This is a genomic window from Burkholderia sp. Bp8963, from assembly GCF_003854275.1.
Classification (GTDB): domain Bacteria; phylum Pseudomonadota; class Gammaproteobacteria; order Burkholderiales; family Burkholderiaceae; genus Burkholderia.
Map to the genome: position 1 here is coordinate 99297 of NZ_QTQP01000012.1, position 15591 is coordinate 114887.

Here is a 15591-nt window from a genome sequence, read left to right on the forward strand (position 1 = left end):
TGTCTCTCAGAGTTGTGACAGGTCACGGCCCAGCTTCTTCAGCTCGGCGTCGATCCGCTTGTAGTACGTGAATTTGCCGAGACGGGTCGCGCGCACGAAGCCGGCATCCGCGAGGATGCGCATGTGGCGGGTTGTCGTCGCCGGCGCGATGCCGAGCTTCTCGGTGATGAACGTGCAGCACACGCCGAGCGCGTCGATGTCGCCGTGCGGCTGCGGCGGGAAGTGCTGCCTCGGATTCTTGAGCCAGCGCATCACGGCAAGCCTGCTTTCATTGGCAAGGGCGCTGATGCGGGTGATGTCGTCCATGGTGTCTGCCTCGTCGAACATTTTGCATCTTAGCTAAATGATGAAATGCGTGCAAACGCGGGCTGCGTGGGCTGCTCGCCGTCACCGCCCCGCCAGCGCCGCGTCGATCACGCCGCCGATCCGCCGCACGAGTGCATCCATCCGTTCGGCCGGCACGCCGCCATACCCGAGCACGAGGCCGTTGTAGCGCTGCTCCGTGCCCGGCAGGCAGAACGTCGACAGCGGCCGCAGGTTCAGCCCGCGCGCCAGCGCGATGCGGCTCAGTTCGGTATCGGCCACGGGCACGTCGAGCCGCGCGGACAGATGCATGCCGCCGGCGCCGCCGGAGACCGTCAGCTGCGCGCGCAGGTGCCGCTCGAGCGCGTCCTGCAGCGTCGTGCGCCGCTGCGCGTACAGCCGGCGCATGCGTCGCAGGTGCCGCGCGAAATGCCCGGCCTCGATGAAATCCGCGAGCGCGTGCTGCTCGACCGCGCGCCCGTGCAGCATCAGCGCGCCGGCCGTGTCGCGCAACGCACGCGCAAGTGCGGGCGGCGCGATCAGGAAGCCGATCCGCAGCGCCGGAAACATGACCTTGCTGAAGGTGCCGAGATAGATCACCGGCGCGTCGTCGGCGAGCCCCTGCACCGCCGCGAGCGGCGCGCCGTGATGTCGGAATTCGCTGTCGTAGTCGTCCTCGACGATCCACGCACCGGCCGCGCGCGCATGCGCAACCAGTGCGAGCCGCCGTTCGAGGCTCATCACCGCGCCGAGCGGATACTGGTGCGACGGCGTGATGTAGATCAGCTTCGGCGGTCGATCGCGCCAGTCGTCCGCCCGCGGCGCGAGGCCGTCCGCATCGACACCAATCGGCACGACGCGCAGGTCGGCGGCGAGGAACGCATTGCGCGCACCGTGGTAGCCGGGATTCTCGATCCATGCGGTATCGCCCGCGTCGGCCAGCGCGCGGGCGCACAGATCGAGCGCATTCTGCGTGCCGTCGGTGACGATGACCTGCGCCGCATCGCAACGCACGCCGCGTGACACGCGCAGATAGCCGGCGATCGCTTCGCGCAGCCGCGCGTTCCCTTCGGCCGCCTGATAGCCGAGCTGCGCGGGCCCGGCAGCGCGCCATGCGCGCTCGATGCAACGCCGCCATTGCGGCAGCGGAAACGCGTCGACCGCGGGCGCGCCCGGCGTGAACGGCAGCGACTCGTCGATGCCGCCGCTCGCGCGCTCGGCGTGCGCGACCCGCCGCGACAGCATCGCGGCATCGTCAGCCACGGCAGTAGCAGCGGCATTATCATCAGCAGCAGCGGCGGCAGCAGCAGCGGCGGCCGGCACCGGCGCAGCACGCGGATGATGGAGGCCCACGCGCGCAACCACGGTGCCCTGCCGCGTGCCGATCACGAAACCCTCGGCGGTCAATCGTTCATACGCGTACAGCACCGAATTGCGCGCGATGCCCAGCTCGTCGGCGAGCGTGCGCGTCGGCAGCAGGCGCGCGCCTTCCGCAATCCGGCCGCCGAGGATCGCTGCGCGCAGGCACGCATACAGCCGGTGCTGCTGCGACATTCGCGCGGCCACATCGCGCCCGGTTTCGCGCTCGAACATCGACAGCAAAACACCGTAGTCCATCGTGGCTCCAGGAATGGGTTGGCTCATGGGTCTACACATGGTGCCACGAATTTTCTATCGTAAGCGTTCGAGCCGTATCCGGCCATGCCGGCAACGGCCCCACTCCATTCCATCCAACGAGAGGTCGACGAAGATGAACGCTACTGATGCCAGCCTGACCGTGCGCCGCGTCCGCGAGGACGATTACGACAACTGGCTGCCGCTATGGGACGGCTACAACCGCTTTTACGGGCGCTTCGGCGATACGGCACTGCCGGCGGAAATCACGCGACTCACGTGGTCGCGTTTCTTCGACGGGTACGAACCCGTGCATGCGTTCGTCGCGGAACGCAACGGGACGCTCGTCGGGCTCGTGCATTTCCTGTATCACCGCAGCACGACGCTGATCGGCCCGACCTGCTATCTGCAGGACCTGTTCACGCTCGACAGCGAGCGTGGCAAGGGCGTCGGCCGCGCACTGATCGAAGCCGTCTATGCGGAGGCGCACAGCGCGCGGGCGGAACGCGTGTATTGGCAGACGCACGAGACGAATCACACCGCGATGCGGCTCTACGACACGGTCGCGGAGAAGTCGGGCTTCGTGATCTACCGGAAGGTGCTGCCGCGGTAAACGGCATCACATCTGCACGATGTCGAGCAGCATCTTCTTGCCGCCCTTGTACGAGAACACCGAGATCGCGCCGTGCTTCAGGTCGCCCTGCGGCGTGAAGCTCGTCTCGCCGATCACGCCGCGATAGTCGGTGGCCGGCATCGCGGCCAGCACCTTCGCGGCGGACGTCGAGTTCGCGCGCTTCATCGCGTCGACGATGATGTAGACGGCGTCGTAAGAGAACGGCGCATAGACCTGCAGCGGCTGATGGTAGCGCGCCTCGTAGCGCTGCGCGAACGCCGCGCCGCCCGGCATCTTCTCGAGCGCGATGCCCGCTTCGGAACACACGACGTTGTCGGATGCCGCGCCCGCAAGCTTCGGCAGGTCCGTCGAGCACACGCCGTCGCCGCCGAGGATCTTCGCGCGCAGGCCGAGCTGCCGCGCCTGCTTCGCGAGCGGCCCGCCGGTCGCGTCCATGCCGCCGTACATGATCGCGTCCGGGTTCTCGCCCTTGATCTTCGTGAGGATCGCGCGGAAATCGATCGCTTTGTCGTTCGTCGCATCGCGCGACACGATCTTCACGCCGGCAGCCTTCGCGGCCTTCTCGAATTCGGTCGCGAGCCCCTGGCCGTATGCGGTCGCGTCGTCGATCACGGCGACCGTCTTGATGCCCATGCTCTTCATCGCATAGCTGGCGAGCGCCGGCCCCTGCTGCGCATCGGTCGCGACGACCCGGTAGGTCGTCTTGAAGCCCTGCTGCGTGTACATCGGATTGGTCGCGGCCTGCGAGATCTGCACGATGCCGCCGTCCCGATAGACGCGCGACGCCGGGATCGACGTGCCCGAGTTGTGATGGCCGACGACGCCCACCACCTTGTCGTCGACGAGCCGCTGCGCGACCTGCGTCGCGGTGCGCGGATCGCCGGCGTCGTCCTGCGGATCGAGCTGCAGCGTCACCTTCTTGCCGCCGATCACGAGCCCTTTCGCGTTGATCTCCTCGACGGCCAGCCGCGCGCCGTTCTCGCTGTCCTTGCCGAGGTGTGCGATCGGGCCGGTCAGCGGCGCGACGTGGCCGATGCGCACGATCTCGTCCGCGTGCGCGGACAGCGCGCAGATCATCGCGGCAGCCGCGGCCAACGTCGTCTTGTGTGGTCGAATCATGTTTGTCTCCTGGTGGACCATGTTGTTGGTGTCGATGTGATTCATCAATGGCTCAGGGCCGCGAGCATCGCGCGGCCCGCGGCGCCGGACGCCGCGCTGGCCTCGCTGCCGGTCGCGACGCCGAACAGGTTCTTCGGATCGCGCGGCGTCGGAATCAGGTCGAGCTCGATGCCGATGTCGCGCTCGCGCGCAGCCGCGTTCAGATAGCGCAGCGCCGAGAAATCCTCGAGCGCGAAGCCGACCGAGTCGAACACCGTCACCTGCGCATCGGATTCCCGGCCTTGCTGCGCGCCGGACACGATCTGCGCGAACTCGACGACCGGAAAATCCGCGGGCATCTGCTGGAGATCGCCTTCGATGCGCGTCTGCGGCTCGAACTCGACGACGACGCGCGCGCGCCGCAGCACGTCCGCGTGCAGTTCGGTCTTGCCGGGGCAATCGCCGCCCACCGCGTTGACGTGCATCCCGTCCTCGATCATGTCGGGCGTCAGGATCGTCGCGTTCGTCTTGTCGGCGGTGACCGTCGTCACGATGTCGGCGCCGCGCACCGCATCGGCCGCCGACGCACAGCGGATCACGCGCAGCCCCGCGAACGGCGCGAGATTGCGCACGAGCTTGTCGGTCGCGGCCGGATCGATGTCGAACACGCGCAGTTCGTCGATGCCGAGCATCTCGTGAAACGCGACCGCCTGGAATTCGCTCTGCGCGCCGTTGCCGATCAGCGCCATCGAACGCGCGTCGCTGCGCGCGAGGAAGCGCGCGACCAGCGCGGACGTCGCGGCCGTGCGGATCGCCGTCGTCAGCGTCATCTCGCTGAGCAGCAGCGGATAGCCGGTGTCGACGTCGGCGAGCACGCCGAACGCCATCACCGTCAGCAAGTCGGCCTTCGTGTTCTTCGGGTGCCCGTTCACGTACTTGAACGCATACAGCCGGGCGTCGGACGTCGGCATCAGCTCGATCACGCCGTCCGGCGAATGGCTGGCGACGCGCGCGGTCTTCTCGAACGTCTCCCAGCGGCGGTAATCCTGCTCGATGTACGAAGCCATCGTCGTCAGGATCTGCGGGATCCCGACTGCGTCGACGAGCTTCGACATGCTCGTCACATCCAGATATCGCGTCATGCAAGTTGCTCCATCGGTTGCGGCGGCCGACGGGCCGCCGTTGAAATGGTTGGCGCGCGGCCGTTATGTGGGGCCGTTATGCGCGGCCTTCGAAGCCGAGCAGCACATTGACCGCATTGATGCCGATCTCGTCGACCATGTAGCCGCCCTCCATCACGAACAGCGTCGGCAGGTTCAGGCGTGCGAGCGCCTCGCCGATCCGCAGGTAGTCCTGCGAGCGCAGACGGAAGTGGCTGATCGGGTCGTGCTCGAACGTGTCGACGCCGAGCGACACGACGAGCACGTCGGGCGCATGCGCGGCGATCGCCGCCGTGGCGCGGCCGAGCGCTTCGTCATAGGTGTTCCACAACGTGCCCTTCGGCAACGGCAGGTTCAGGTTGAAGCCCTCGCCCTCGCTCGCGCCGCGCTCGTCCGCATAGCCGGAGAAGTACGGATACGACACCGAAGGCTCGCCGTGAATCGACGCGAACAGCACGTCCGATCGATCGTAGAAGATGTCCTGCGTGCCGTTGCCGTGGTGGAAATCGACGTCGAGCACCGCGACGCGCGCCGCGCCGCGCGTGATCGCGTGCTGCGCCGCGATCGCCGCGTTGTTCAGGTAGCAGTAGCCGCCCATGTATTCGCGGCCCGCATGGTGGCCGGGCGGGCGGCACAGCGCGAACGCCGCGCGCGTGCCGTTCGACAGCAGGTCGGCGCCAGTCAGCGCCGAATTCGCGCTGGCGCTCACCGCGTCCCACGTGCCGGCGTTGATCGGCGCGCCCGCGTCCATCGCGAAGAAGCCGAGCTTGCCGTCGATGAACGCGGGCGGCGTCGCGGCAGCCGGCATCGCGCGCACCGGCCACACGAGCGGCAGCGCCTGGCAGGTGCGGCCGGTTGTGCGCCATTCGTCCCACGCGCCCGCGAGGAAATCGACGTAGCGCTGGCTGTGTGCGCGCGCATAGCATGCGCGGTCGAACGATTGCGGCGCGATCACGTCGCCGAGGCCGGTCGCCCGGACTTGCGCGAGCACCGTTTCGGCGCGCTGGGGGTTCTCGAACGAATCGGTGATGGCGCCGTCCTTCAGTTCGACGCCGCGATGCAGGCGATGATCGCTGCTGTAGATCGTGAGCATGATTGACCGTTGCGGTAATGGTGGGCAACAGTTTATTGGCGAGAGGGGGCAATAGCTTTGCTTTTCGCGCGTGCGTTGCTTACACTTTTGTACAAACTGTCTACGGGATGCCAGATATGAGCAAAAATCGCCCGGCCACCGAAATGGACGGCGTCGACCGCGCGATGCTGCGCCTGCTGCAGGAGGACGGCGCGCTGTCGAACGCGACGCTCGGCGAGAAGCTGTCGCTGAGCGTGACGCCCTGCTGGCGGCGCCGCAAGCGCCTCGAGGACGAGGGCGTGATCACCGGCTACCAGGCGAACCTCGACCGGCGCGCGCTCGGCATGAACGTGTTCGCGTTCGTGCTCGTCACGTTCAACATGCATTCGGACCAGACCTCCGACCATTTCGAAACGGCGATCCGGCATCGCGACGAAGTGGTGTCGTGCCACAAGATCACCGGTGCCGCCGATTACATGCTGCAGGTTGTCGCGACCGATCTCGATGCGTATGCGGAGTTCGTCGAGCACGTGCTCAGGAAGCAGGCCGGCATCTCGTCGATCCAGTCGAGCCTCGCGTTGCGCGAGGTGAAGTTCTCGTCGCGGTTGCCGGTGCCGGACGAGTGAGCGCCGTTCGGCACCCCGCCGATACCACCGAATTTTCCGGCCGCGACCGAACCCGTTCCGGAAAGCCGGACACGCGAAAAACCCCACAAAAACAAGGACAAATTTCGCGTGCGACACGATGATCGACTTCGGTTATATTACGCGCCCCTTGCCACCCGCCCCCCCGATGAACGCGTCGCGCGCCGCTTGCCTGCGCGCGGCCGCCGGCCTCGTCCGCACACGTTTTCCACAAGGGCCTGCGCGCGTATTGCGCGGCCCCGGGAGCACCTGACGGACGACGCACCCGAAACCGATCGGAAGGTGTCCTTCGAATCGGTTCCGCATCGGCTCAAGCGCGATTCGCGAGCACATTCCGGAATCCCGGAAATGCGCTCCGGATTTCCGGATGCCGATCCGGCATCGTCCGGAACGCTCGCGCGCCGGCCGACGAAGCCGTGCGCCGGGCGCCAGGCTGTGTGGCAGACCTGATGTGACCAAGCTGAAAAGGGTAGTGCTTTGATTAAAACGTTACGGGTAATGCTGTCCGGGCTCGCGCTGTGCGTAGCCGCGTCTGCCGCTCACGCGGCCGACACGAAGAAGGTCGACGTCCTGCTGGTGGGCGGCGGCATCATGAGTTCGACGCTCGGCGTCTGGCTGCACGAGCTGCAGCCGGACTGGTCGATGGCGATGGTCGAACGCCTCGACGGCGTCGCGCAGGAAAGCTCGAACGGCTGGAACAACGCGGGCACGGGCCACTCGGCGCTCGCCGAGCTCAACTACACGCCGGAGAAGCCGGACGGCACGGTCAGCATCGCGAAGGCGATCGAGATCAACGAGTCGTTCCAGATCTCGCGCCAGTTCTGGGCGTGGCAGGTCAAGCAGGGCGTGCTGAAGAACCCGCACGCGTTCATCAACTCGACGCCGCACATGAGCTTCGTGTGGGGCGACGACAACGTCCGCTTCCTGAAGAAGCGCTATGACGCGCTGCAGGCGAGCCCGCTGTTCCGCGGCATGCAGTATTCGGAAGACTACGACCAGATCAGGCAGTGGGTGCCGCTGATGATGGAAGGCCGCGACCGCAAGCAGAAGGTCGCGGCCACTTGGACGCCGATCGGCACCGACGTGAACTTCGGCGAGATCACGCGCCAGTTCGTCGGCTACCTGCAGCGCCAGCCGAACTTCTCGCTGTCGCTGTCGAGCGAGGTGCGCGGCATCACGCGCAACGCCGACGGCACGTGGCACGTGTCGTGGGTCAAGCTGCACTCGAACGAAGCGCCGCAGGCCGTCGACGCGAAGTTCGTGTTCATCGGCGCCGGCGGCGGCGCGCTGCACCTGCTGCAGGCATCGGGCATTCCGGAAGCGAAGGACTACGGCGCATTCCCGGTCGGCGGCTCGTTCCTCGTGACCGACAATCCGGAAGTCGTGAAGCAGCACCTCGCGAAGGCATACGGCAAGGCATCGGTCGGTTCGCCGCCGATGTCGGTGCCGCACCTCGACACGCGGATCATCGACGGCAAGAAGATCATCCTGTTCGGCCCGTTCGCGACGTTCTCGACCAAGTTCCTGAAGAACGGCTCGTACTTCGACCTGCTGACCAGCACGAACACGCATAACGCGATGCCGATGATGCGCGTGGGTGTTGACGAGTTCCCGCTCGTCGAATACCTCGCCGGCCAGCTGATGCTGTCGGACGACGACCGCTTCAACGCGCTGAAGGAGTACTTCCCGAACGCGAAGAAGGAAGACTGGCGTCTGTGGCAGGCCGGGCAGCGCGTGCAGATCATCAAGCGCGACCCCGTGAAGGGCGGCGTGCTGAAGCTCGGCACCGAGATCGTCAGCGCGAAGGACAACAGCATCGCGGGTCTGCTCGGCGCATCGCCGGGCGCGTCCACCGCCGCGCCGATCATGCTGAGCCTGCTCGAGCGCGTGTTCAAGGACAAGGTCGCGACGCCCGCCTGGCAGCAGAAGATCCGCGAGATCGTGCCGAGCTACGGCACGAAGCTGAACGACAGCCCGGCGAAGGTCTACGAAGAGTGGACCTATACGAGCGACGTGCTGCAGCTCACGCCGCCGCCGAAGATCGACATGGCCGCGCCCGCGCAGCCGGGCGCCGCCGCAGCGTCGCTCAAGCCGCTCACGCCGGCCAAGCCGGCGCCGGCCAAGGCCGCGGCCGACATGGCGCTGTGATGCCGATGCGCTGAGCGCCGCCGCATCGGATCAAACGGCCGTTCGATCCGGACCGCCCCGCACGTCGCGGGCAGTCCGGGCCGGGCGGCCGTTTCTCATTTCGGCGCGCCGCTGCGCGAGACCGCCGGCACGGCCGCCGTATCCGCTAGAATTGCGCCACGCGCGTTTCTCCGATCGCGCGACGATCCACCATCCACCTCGACGAACCATCACGCGAACGGCCGCGCCGTGCGCCGCCCTCGCCGCCCTTTCATGCGGCCGAGGCGAGCGACGGCCGAGCAACGCCAGCGCCCGCGCCCGTCGCGCCGGCGCGCACAACCGAATTCAGCTGGAGAAAGACCGTGTTTACCTGCCGAAACCAGAGCTGCGGCACGCAGTGGGAAGAATCCGACGTCGTCATCAAGGACGAAGGCCAAGGGCTGCTGTTCCGCTGCCCGCTGTGCGGCGCGCGCAACTATGTCGAGCGCTTCGAAGCCGAAGACGGCACGATCGTCTACGAACAGATGGCAGGCCGCCCTTATCTCGGAGACCTGGAATGACCCAGCCGACCGCCACGCCGTTCAGCGCGCTGTCGTTGACGCCCGCCACGCTCGCCAACCTCACGCAGCTCGGCTACACCGACATGACGCCGATCCAGGCCGCGAGCCTGCCGATCGCACTGGCCGGCCACGACCTGATCGCGCAGGCGAAGACGGGCAGCGGCAAGACGGCCGCGTTCTCGCTCGCGCTGCTCGCGCGCCTCGATGCTCGCCGCTTCGACGTGCAGGCGATGGTGCTGTGCCCGACGCGCGAACTCGCCGACCAGGTCGCGCAGGAAGTCCGCCGCCTCGCGCGTGCCGAGGAAAACATCAAGGTGCTGACGCTGTGCGGCGGCACGCCGATGCGCCCGCAGTCGCAGAGCCTCGAACACGGCGCGCACATCGTCGTCGGCACGCCGGGGCGCATCATGGACCATCTGGACCGCGGCCACCTGACGCTCGACGCGCTGAACACGCTCGTGCTCGACGAAGCGGACCGGATGCTCGACATGGGCTTCTTCGACGACATCGCGAAGGTTGCGCGGCAATGCCCGCCGACGCGCCAGACGCTGCTGTTCTCCGCGACCTACCCGGACGGGATCGCGAAGCTCAGCCAGCAGTTCCTGCGCAACCCGAAGGAAGTGAAGCTCGAGGAGCGCCACGACGACAGCAAGATCCGCCAGCGCTTCTACGAAGTAACCGAGGACGAGCGGCTGCATGCGGTCGGCCTGCTGCTGAACCACTATCGTCCGGTCAGCACGATCGCGTTCTGCAACACCAAGCAGCAGTGCCGCGACCTGCTCGACGTGCTGCACGCCCAAGGTTTCCACGCGCTCGCGCTGCACGGCGAACTCGAGCAGCGCGAACGCGACCAGGTGCTGATCCAGTTCGCGAACCGCAGCTGCTCGGTGCTCGTCGCGACCGACGTGGCCGCGCGCGGCCTCGACATCGCGCAGCTCGAAGCGGTGATCAACGTCGACGTGACACCCGACCCCGAAGTGCACGTGCACCGTATCGGCCGCACGGGCCGTGCGGACCAGGAAGGCTGGGCGCTGAGCCTTGCGAGCATGGACGAGATGGGGCGCGTCGGCGGCATCGAGCAGGCACAGAAGCGCGACGTCGAATGGCATCCGCTCGCCGAGCTGAAGGCCGATGCCAATGAACCACTGCTGCCGCCGATGGAAACGCTGCAGGTGCTCGGCGGCCGCAAGGACAAGATCCGCCCCGGCGACGTGCTCGGCGCGCTGACCGGCGACGCGGGCTTCAGCGGCACGCAGATCGGCAAGATCAACGTGACCGAGTTCTCGACTTACGTCGCCGTCGAGCGCGGCATTGCGCGCGATGCGCTGCGCAAGCTCAATGCGGGCAAGATCAAGGGCAAGCGGGTGAAAGTGCGTCTGATGGACGAGTGACGTCGGTGCGCGAGCGGCGGCGGCATCGCCACGGCGATCGCCGCGAGCCGTGCGCTCAGAACGGTATGACCGCCTTCGCCCACACGGCCTCCCCGGCCGGCCGGTTGCGCACGAAGAACTCCTTCACGACGCGCGCCTCCACGCTGATCTTGCTGAACTGGTAGCGAACGCCGGGGCCGATCGCGAACGTCTGTCCGCGAAAGCCGTCGCCCGCGACCGGCTGGCCGTTCTGCATGTCGTCGGTCGTCTGCTTGACCAGGTAGCCCGACAACCCGACGCGCACCTTCGGCGTGACCGCATAGCTCGCCGAGTAGTCGACGTGGAACAGGTTCCCCGAGTGATAGTGCGTGTCGTTGTTCGGCGCGTTGAAGCTGTACGTGATCTTCGCGGACACCTCGACCTTGTCGTTCGGCAGCCACGACACGCCGAACACGGGCCGCGCGGTGTAGTAGTTCCTGCCGGTGTTCAGCGCCGCGTGCGCGTCGTACTGGCCGGTCGGGAACACGAACTCGACCGCGGCGACGGTGCGCAGCGCGCCGGAGCCCCACGCGATCATGGCGGGGCTGACGATCAGGTCGCCGAGATTGGTGCGGTCGAACGACGCGCCGCCGGCATCGAGCGCCAGATGCTCCATCGGCAGCACCGCATACGCGCCGTAGCGCCCGCCGAGCAGCGACAGGTTCGACATCCACACGACACGCGGAATCAGCACATCCGCATCGAGCTTGAAACCCGGCACCGAGCCGTTGCCGTGCGAATCGTTGAAACGCGACGCATGGTAATGCGTGTAGTACGCCAGCATGTACAGGCCGGCCGGCGGCAGCGCGCCCGCGAAGAACGCCTCGGCGCCCTCGCCGATCGTGTCGCCGCCGCCTTCCGTCGCCCACGCACCAGTGCTCAACGTGATGCCCGCGCACGCGGCGAGCGAGATCAATCCGAATGCAGCCTTCCGTTTCATCGATGTCTCCAATATTCGTTCTACTGATTGGTTTCGTTATGTGTTCTGCTGCGTGGGAACTGCTTCCGCTGCTTCCGCTGCCGTCACGTGCCGGCCCGGCCGGCACGTGACGGCAACGCGACCTGCCGATGCGTGCTACTCGTTGAAGTGATCGATCACGAGCCGATTGAAGCACTCAGCGTGCTCGATCTGCGTCCAGTGCCCGCAGCGGCCGAACACGTGCAACTGTGCGTTCGGCAGCAGCTCGAGCAGCTTCAGCGAGCTCGCGAGCGGAATCACGCGATCCTCGCGTCCGTGGACGATCAGCGTGTCGTGCGTGAGCGCGCGCAGCTTCGCGTCGTCGCTCGCGAGCGCATCAACCCAGCGCTGCCGCGGCGCGGGAAACATGTCCGCGAACGCTTCCTGGTAGCCGGGCCGCACGCTCGCGTCGTAGCGCAGCTTCGCGAGTTCGTCGTTCACGAGCGTGCGGTCGAACGCGAAGACGTCGAGCAGCGCGCGCATGTTCGCGATCGACGGCGTGTAGCCCCATACCGCGTCGAGCCCTTGCGTCAGCGGGAAGCGCGTGCCGGCCGCGCCCATCAGCACGAGCCGGCCGACGCGCTCGGGCGCCCGGATCGCCAGCGCAAGCGCGAGCGCGCCGCCGAACGAATTGCCGACCACGTGCGCGCGCGCGACGCCAAGCGCGTCGAGCAGGCCGAGCGCATGGTCGACCCAGTCGTCCAGCGAATACCGGTAGCCGGCCGGCCGCTCGGTCTCGCCAAAGCCCGCCATGTCGGGCGCGATCACGCGGAACTGCCGCGCCAGCGCGGGCATCGTGAGCCGCCAGTTCGCGTAGGCGGTCACGCCCGGCCCCGAGCCGTGGATCAGCAGCACGGGCGGCCCGTCGCCGACGTCGTGATAGTTCGTGTCGATGCCACCGGCGACGATCCGGCGGCCGATTTCAGGGTTGGTCGTCATGACGCTCCTCCAGTCGGTTCCTGTCATGCGCCGAACGCGTCAGCGCCCGCGCTTTTTTGCACTCTGCCCGCCGATCCCGAAGTGCGCCTTCGGCATCTCGGTGATGATCACGCGTACCGATTCGACGGGCGCGTCGAGCGAGCGATGGATGGCTTCGGTGACCTCGGCGATCAGGCGTTCCTTCTTGTCGTCGTCTCGGCCTTCCAGGATGTAAAGATGAGCAACCGGCACGATAGTCCTCCTCGTCAGATGAAACGCAGGCCGACCGACCCGATGTCCTGCACGCGCAGCGTCACGCTGTCGCCGGCCGCTACAGCCACCGCCTCGGTGATGCCGCCCGACAGGATCACGCTGCCTGCGGGAATCGCTTCGCCGCGCGCGCCGAGATGGTTCGCGAGCATCGCGATCGCGGCGGCCGGATGGCCGAGCACGGCCGCGCCCGCGCCGAACGCGACCGGCTGCCCGTTCTTCTCGAGCACGACGCCGAGCGTGCGCAGGTCGACACCGTCGACCGCGAGCGGCCGCCCGCCGACGACGAAGCGCGCGGCCGATGTGTTGTCGGCCACCACGCTCTTCAGATCGAATTTGAAATCGCGGTAGCGGCTGTCGATCACCTCGATGCCGGCCATGACGAAATCCGTCGCGGCGAGCACCGCGCCGATATGGCAGCCGGGGCCCTTCAGCTCGGCTTTTGTGACGAACGCGATTTCCGGCTCGACCTTCGGATGGATCAGCGCGGCCGTGTCGCATTCGCCGCCTTCCTGCAGCGCGTAGATATCGGTCAGGAAGCCGAACACGGGGGTATCGACACCCATCTGGCGCATCTTCGCGTGCGACGTCAGGCCGGCCTTGTAGCCGACGATCCGCGCGCCGCGCGTGATCTGCTTGCGGCGGATCGCGTCCTGGACCGCATACGCGTCGTCCCAGTCCATTTCCGGATGCGTGTCGGTGATCTTCGGCGTGTCGCGCGCGTCGCGCGCACAGTCGTCGAGGCGGGTCGCCAGCGCGTCGACGATGTCGGTCGCGAGATTCATGCGGCCTCCTGCTTCACTTGTGCCGCGCGCGCCTTCGCGAGCGTGAGCGCGGTGTCTTCGATCATGTCTTCCTGTCCGCCCACCATCCCGCGCCGGCCGAGCTCGACGAGGATGTCGCGCGCCGGCACGCCGTACTTGTCGCCCGCGCGCTTCGCGAACAGCAGGAACGAGCCGTACACGCCCGCGTAGCCGAGCGTCAGCGCGTCGCGGTCGATGCGGATCGGGAAATCCATCATCGGCACGACGAGATCCTCGGCGACGTCCTGGATCTTCCACACGTCGATGCCGGTTTCGATTCCCATCCGCTCGCACACCGCGACGAACACCTCGAGCGGCGTGTTGCCCGCGCCGGCGCCGAGGCCCGCCGCCGCGCCGTCGATCCGGTTCGCGCCGGCCTCGATCGCCGCGATCGAGTTCGCGACGCCCATTGCCAGGTTGTGGTGGCCGTGGAAGCCCAGTTCGGTGTCGGGCCGCAGCGCGTCGCGCACCGCGCGAAGCCGTGCGGTCACGTCGCCGGGCAGCATGTAGCCGGCCGAATCGGTGATGTAGATGCAGTTCGCGCCATACGACTCCATCAGCGTCGCCTGCTTCACGAGCCCTTCCGGGCTGTTCATGTGGCTCATCATCAGGAAGCCGACGGTATCCATGTCGAGCTTGCGCGCCATCGCGATGTGCTGCTCCGACACGTCGGCCTCGGTGCAGTGCGTCGCGACGCGGATCGTGTGCACGCCGAGTGCGTGCGCCTCCTTCAGGTGATCGACGGTGCCGATGCCCGGCAGCAGCAGCGCCGACACCTTCGCGCGCTTCAGCAGCGGGATCACCGCGCCGAGGTAGTCGGCGTCGCTGTGCGCCGGAAAGCCGTAGTTGACCGACGAGCCGCCGAGGCCGTCGCCGTGCGTGACCTCGATCAGCGGCACGCCGGCCGCGTCGAGCCCGCTCGCGATTGAGCGCATCTGGTCGAGCGTCATCTGGTGACGCTTCGGGTGCATGCCGTCACGCAGCGTCATGTCGTGGACGGTGATTCGCTTGCCTTTGAGATTCATTGCGGTTCCTTGTTCGTCCGATCGTGGGATAGGCGTGCGCGCGCGTCAGGCCGCCGCGTGCGCGAGCGGCGCCAGCGCGAGGCGGCCGGCCAGCAGTTCCTCGGCGAACATCTCGGCGGTGCGCGCGGCGGCGGCCGTCATGATGTCGAGGTTGCCCGCGTATTTCGGCAGGTAGTCGCCGAGCCCTTCGACCTCGAGATAGACCGACACGCGCCGGCCGTCGAACACGGGGCCGTTGACGAGCCGGTAGCCGGGCACGTAGCGCTGCACGTCGGCGATCATCGCGTGCACCGATTCGACGATGCGCGCCTCGTCGGGCTCGCCTTCGGTCAGGCAGTGCACGGTGTCGCGCATGATCAGCGGCGGCTCGGCCGGGTTGATCACGATGATCGCCTTGCCTTCCTTCGCACCGCCGACCTGCGCGACGGCCGCGGCCGTGGTGCGCGTGAACTCGTCGATGTTCTTGCGCGTGCCGGGGCCGACCGAACGCGACGACACGGTCGCGACGATCTCGCCATACGCGACCGGCTGCACGCGCGAGATCGCGCGCACCATCGGGATCGTCGCCTGGCCGCCGCACGTGACCATGTTCACGTTCATCTCGCCGCGGCCGATGTGGTCTTGAAGGTTGACGGGCGGCACGCAGTACGGGCCGATCGCGGCAGGCGTCAGGTCGATCATCAGCACGCCGAGCGCGTTGAGCTTGCGGCTGTTCTCCGCGTGCACGTATGCGCTCGTCGCGTCGAACGCGATCTGCACGCCATCGGCCTGCACGTGCGGCACGAGGCCGTCGACGCCGTCCGCGGTCGTCTTCAGGCCGAGTTCGCGAGCCCGCTTCAGGCCGTCGGATTCAGGATCGATGCCGACCATCCAGACGGGTTCGAGCACGGGGCTGCGCATCAGCTTCGCGAGCAGGTCGGTGCCGATGTTGCCGGGGCCGATCAGCGCGCAACGGATTTTCCGGGTCATGGGGATGTCCTTGTTTGCCAGTGAATG

Annotated in this window: 16 protein-coding genes; 5 read left to right on the forward strand and 11 right to left on the reverse strand. The window is 67.4% G+C overall.

Annotated elements, in window-relative coordinates; all coding sequences use genetic code 11:
• Window positions 1-6 precede the first annotated feature (6 nt).
• Together DID96_RS12775 and DID96_RS12780 are read right to left on the reverse strand one after the other, a co-directional pair.
• Window positions 7-306, reverse strand: a complete 300-nt coding sequence (locus DID96_RS12775; RefSeq protein WP_124599681.1) for a helix-turn-helix transcriptional regulator — start codon at window positions 304-306, stop codon at window positions 7-9.
• Window positions 307-387: 81 nt separating this feature from the next.
• Window positions 388-1920 carry a PLP-dependent aminotransferase family protein gene (locus DID96_RS12780; RefSeq protein ID WP_124599682.1) on the reverse strand — a complete coding sequence of 511 codons (1533 nt, stop codon included), beginning with the start codon at window positions 1918-1920 and terminating at the stop codon, window positions 388-390.
• Between the two features lie 133 nt (window positions 1921-2053).
• On the opposite strand from DID96_RS12780, the gene DID96_RS12785 reads away from it, so the two are divergent.
• Complete coding sequence (locus DID96_RS12785) at window positions 2054-2530, forward strand: GNAT family N-acetyltransferase (RefSeq protein ID WP_124599683.1); 477 nt, start codon at window positions 2054-2056, stop codon at window positions 2528-2530.
• Between the two features lie 6 nt (window positions 2531-2536).
• On the opposite strand, the gene DID96_RS12790 is transcribed toward DID96_RS12785, so the two are convergent.
• From DID96_RS12790 to DID96_RS12800, 3 genes are all read right to left on the reverse strand, one after another.
• A complete protein-coding gene (locus DID96_RS12790; RefSeq protein ID WP_124599684.1) occupies window positions 2537-3670 on the reverse strand; it encodes a branched-chain amino acid ABC transporter substrate-binding protein in 1134 nt (377 codons plus the stop codon).
• A 44-nt stretch (window positions 3671-3714) separates the two neighbouring features.
• On the reverse strand, window positions 3715-4791 hold the full coding sequence (locus tag DID96_RS12795; protein WP_124599685.1) for an ornithine cyclodeaminase: 1077 nt from the start codon (window positions 4789-4791) through the stop codon (window positions 3715-3717).
• A gap of 76 nt (window positions 4792-4867) precedes the next feature.
• A complete protein-coding gene (locus DID96_RS12800) occupies window positions 4868-5902 on the reverse strand; it encodes a histone deacetylase family protein (RefSeq protein ID WP_124599686.1) in 1035 nt (344 codons plus the stop codon).
• A gap of 116 nt (window positions 5903-6018) precedes the next feature.
• Here DID96_RS12800 and DID96_RS12805 point away from each other — a divergent pair, with 116 nt between their 5' ends.
• The 4 genes from DID96_RS12805 (at window position 6019) to dbpA (ending at window position 10603) form a co-directional block, all read left to right on the forward strand.
• A complete protein-coding gene (locus DID96_RS12805; protein ID WP_124599687.1) occupies window positions 6019-6507 on the forward strand; it encodes an Lrp/AsnC family transcriptional regulator in 489 nt (162 codons plus the stop codon).
• Between the two features lie 516 nt (window positions 6508-7023).
• Window positions 7024-8673, forward strand: coding sequence for a malate dehydrogenase (quinone) (gene mqo, locus DID96_RS12810; RefSeq protein WP_185732239.1), 1650 nt, complete (start codon window positions 7024-7026; stop codon window positions 8671-8673).
• A 341-nt stretch (window positions 8674-9014) separates the two neighbouring features.
• Complete coding sequence (locus tag DID96_RS12815; protein ID WP_124599689.1) at window positions 9015-9212, forward strand: hypothetical protein; 198 nt, start codon at window positions 9015-9017, stop codon at window positions 9210-9212.
• The gene (dbpA, locus tag DID96_RS12820) at window positions 9209-10603 is read left to right on the forward strand and encodes an ATP-dependent RNA helicase DbpA (protein ID WP_124599690.1); all 1395 of its coding nucleotides are present in this window, start codon (window positions 9209-9211) and stop codon (window positions 10601-10603) included. The genes DID96_RS12815 and dbpA overlap by 4 nt, the downstream gene beginning before the upstream one ends.
• 55 nt (window positions 10604-10658) lie before the next feature.
• Here dbpA and DID96_RS12825 read toward each other — a convergent pair whose 3' ends face one another.
• From DID96_RS12825 to DID96_RS12850, 6 genes are all read right to left on the reverse strand, one after another.
• Window positions 10659-11561: a transporter gene (locus tag DID96_RS12825; protein ID WP_124599691.1), complete on the reverse strand. Its 903-nt coding sequence runs from the start codon at window positions 11559-11561 to the stop codon at window positions 10659-10661.
• Between the two features lie 135 nt (window positions 11562-11696).
• The gene (locus DID96_RS12830; RefSeq protein WP_124599692.1) at window positions 11697-12518 is read right to left on the reverse strand and encodes an alpha/beta fold hydrolase; all 822 of its coding nucleotides are present in this window, start codon (window positions 12516-12518) and stop codon (window positions 11697-11699) included.
• Window positions 12519-12557: 39 nt separating this feature from the next.
• Entirely contained in the window at window positions 12558-12749 is a 192-nt protein-coding gene (locus tag DID96_RS12835; RefSeq protein ID WP_014900538.1) for a 2-hydroxymuconate tautomerase, read from the reverse strand.
• 14 nt (window positions 12750-12763) lie between these two features.
• A complete protein-coding gene (gene dmpH, locus DID96_RS12840; protein ID WP_124599693.1) occupies window positions 12764-13552 on the reverse strand; it encodes a 2-oxo-3-hexenedioate decarboxylase in 789 nt (262 codons plus the stop codon).
• Window positions 13549-14595, reverse strand: coding sequence for a 4-hydroxy-2-oxovalerate aldolase (gene dmpG / locus DID96_RS12845; protein ID WP_124599694.1), 1047 nt, complete (start codon window positions 14593-14595; stop codon window positions 13549-13551). The genes dmpH and dmpG overlap by 4 nt, the downstream gene beginning before the upstream one ends.
• Window positions 14596-14640: 45 nt before the next feature.
• Window positions 14641-15564, reverse strand: a complete 924-nt coding sequence (locus DID96_RS12850; RefSeq protein ID WP_124599695.1) for an acetaldehyde dehydrogenase (acetylating) — start codon at window positions 15562-15564, stop codon at window positions 14641-14643.
• Window positions 15565-15591 lie beyond the last annotated feature (27 nt).

Bases quoted from the DNA above. Each gene is read 5' to 3' on its own strand.
- DID96_RS12775 (WP_124599681.1), bottom strand. From the start codon at position 306: ATGGACGACATCACCCGCATCAGCGCCCTTGCCAATGAAAGCAGGCTT.
- DID96_RS12780 (WP_124599682.1), bottom strand. From the start codon at position 1,920: ATGGACTACGGTGTTTTGCTGTCGATGTTCGAGCGCGAAACCGGGCGC.
- DID96_RS12785 (WP_124599683.1), top strand. From the start codon at position 2,054: ATGAACGCTACTGATGCCAGCCTGACCGTGCGCCGCGTCCGCGAGGAC.
- DID96_RS12790 (WP_124599684.1), bottom strand. From the start codon at position 3,670: ATGATTCGACCACACAAGACGACGTTGGCCGCGGCTGCCGCGATGATC.
- DID96_RS12795 (WP_124599685.1), bottom strand. From the start codon at position 4,791: ATGACGCGATATCTGGATGTGACGAGCATGTCGAAGCTCGTCGACGCA.
- DID96_RS12800 (WP_124599686.1), bottom strand. From the start codon at position 5,902: ATGCTCACGATCTACAGCAGCGATCATCGCCTGCATCGCGGCGTCGAA.
- DID96_RS12805 (WP_124599687.1), top strand. From the start codon at position 6,019: ATGAGCAAAAATCGCCCGGCCACCGAAATGGACGGCGTCGACCGCGCG.
- mqo (WP_185732239.1), top strand. From the start codon at position 7,024: ATGCTGTCCGGGCTCGCGCTGTGCGTAGCCGCGTCTGCCGCTCACGCG.
- dbpA (WP_124599690.1), top strand. From the start codon at position 9,209: ATGACCCAGCCGACCGCCACGCCGTTCAGCGCGCTGTCGTTGACGCCC.
- DID96_RS12825 (WP_124599691.1), bottom strand. From the start codon at position 11,561: ATGAAACGGAAGGCTGCATTCGGATTGATCTCGCTCGCCGCGTGCGCG.
- DID96_RS12830 (WP_124599692.1), bottom strand. From the start codon at position 12,518: ATGACGACCAACCCTGAAATCGGCCGCCGGATCGTCGCCGGTGGCATC.
- dmpH (WP_124599693.1), bottom strand. From the start codon at position 13,552: ATGAATCTCGCGACCGACATCGTCGACGCGCTGGCGACCCGCCTCGAC.
- dmpG (WP_124599694.1), bottom strand. From the start codon at position 14,595: ATGAATCTCAAAGGCAAGCGAATCACCGTCCACGACATGACGCTGCGT.
- DID96_RS12850 (WP_124599695.1), bottom strand. From the start codon at position 15,564: ATGACCCGGAAAATCCGTTGCGCGCTGATCGGCCCCGGCAACATCGGC.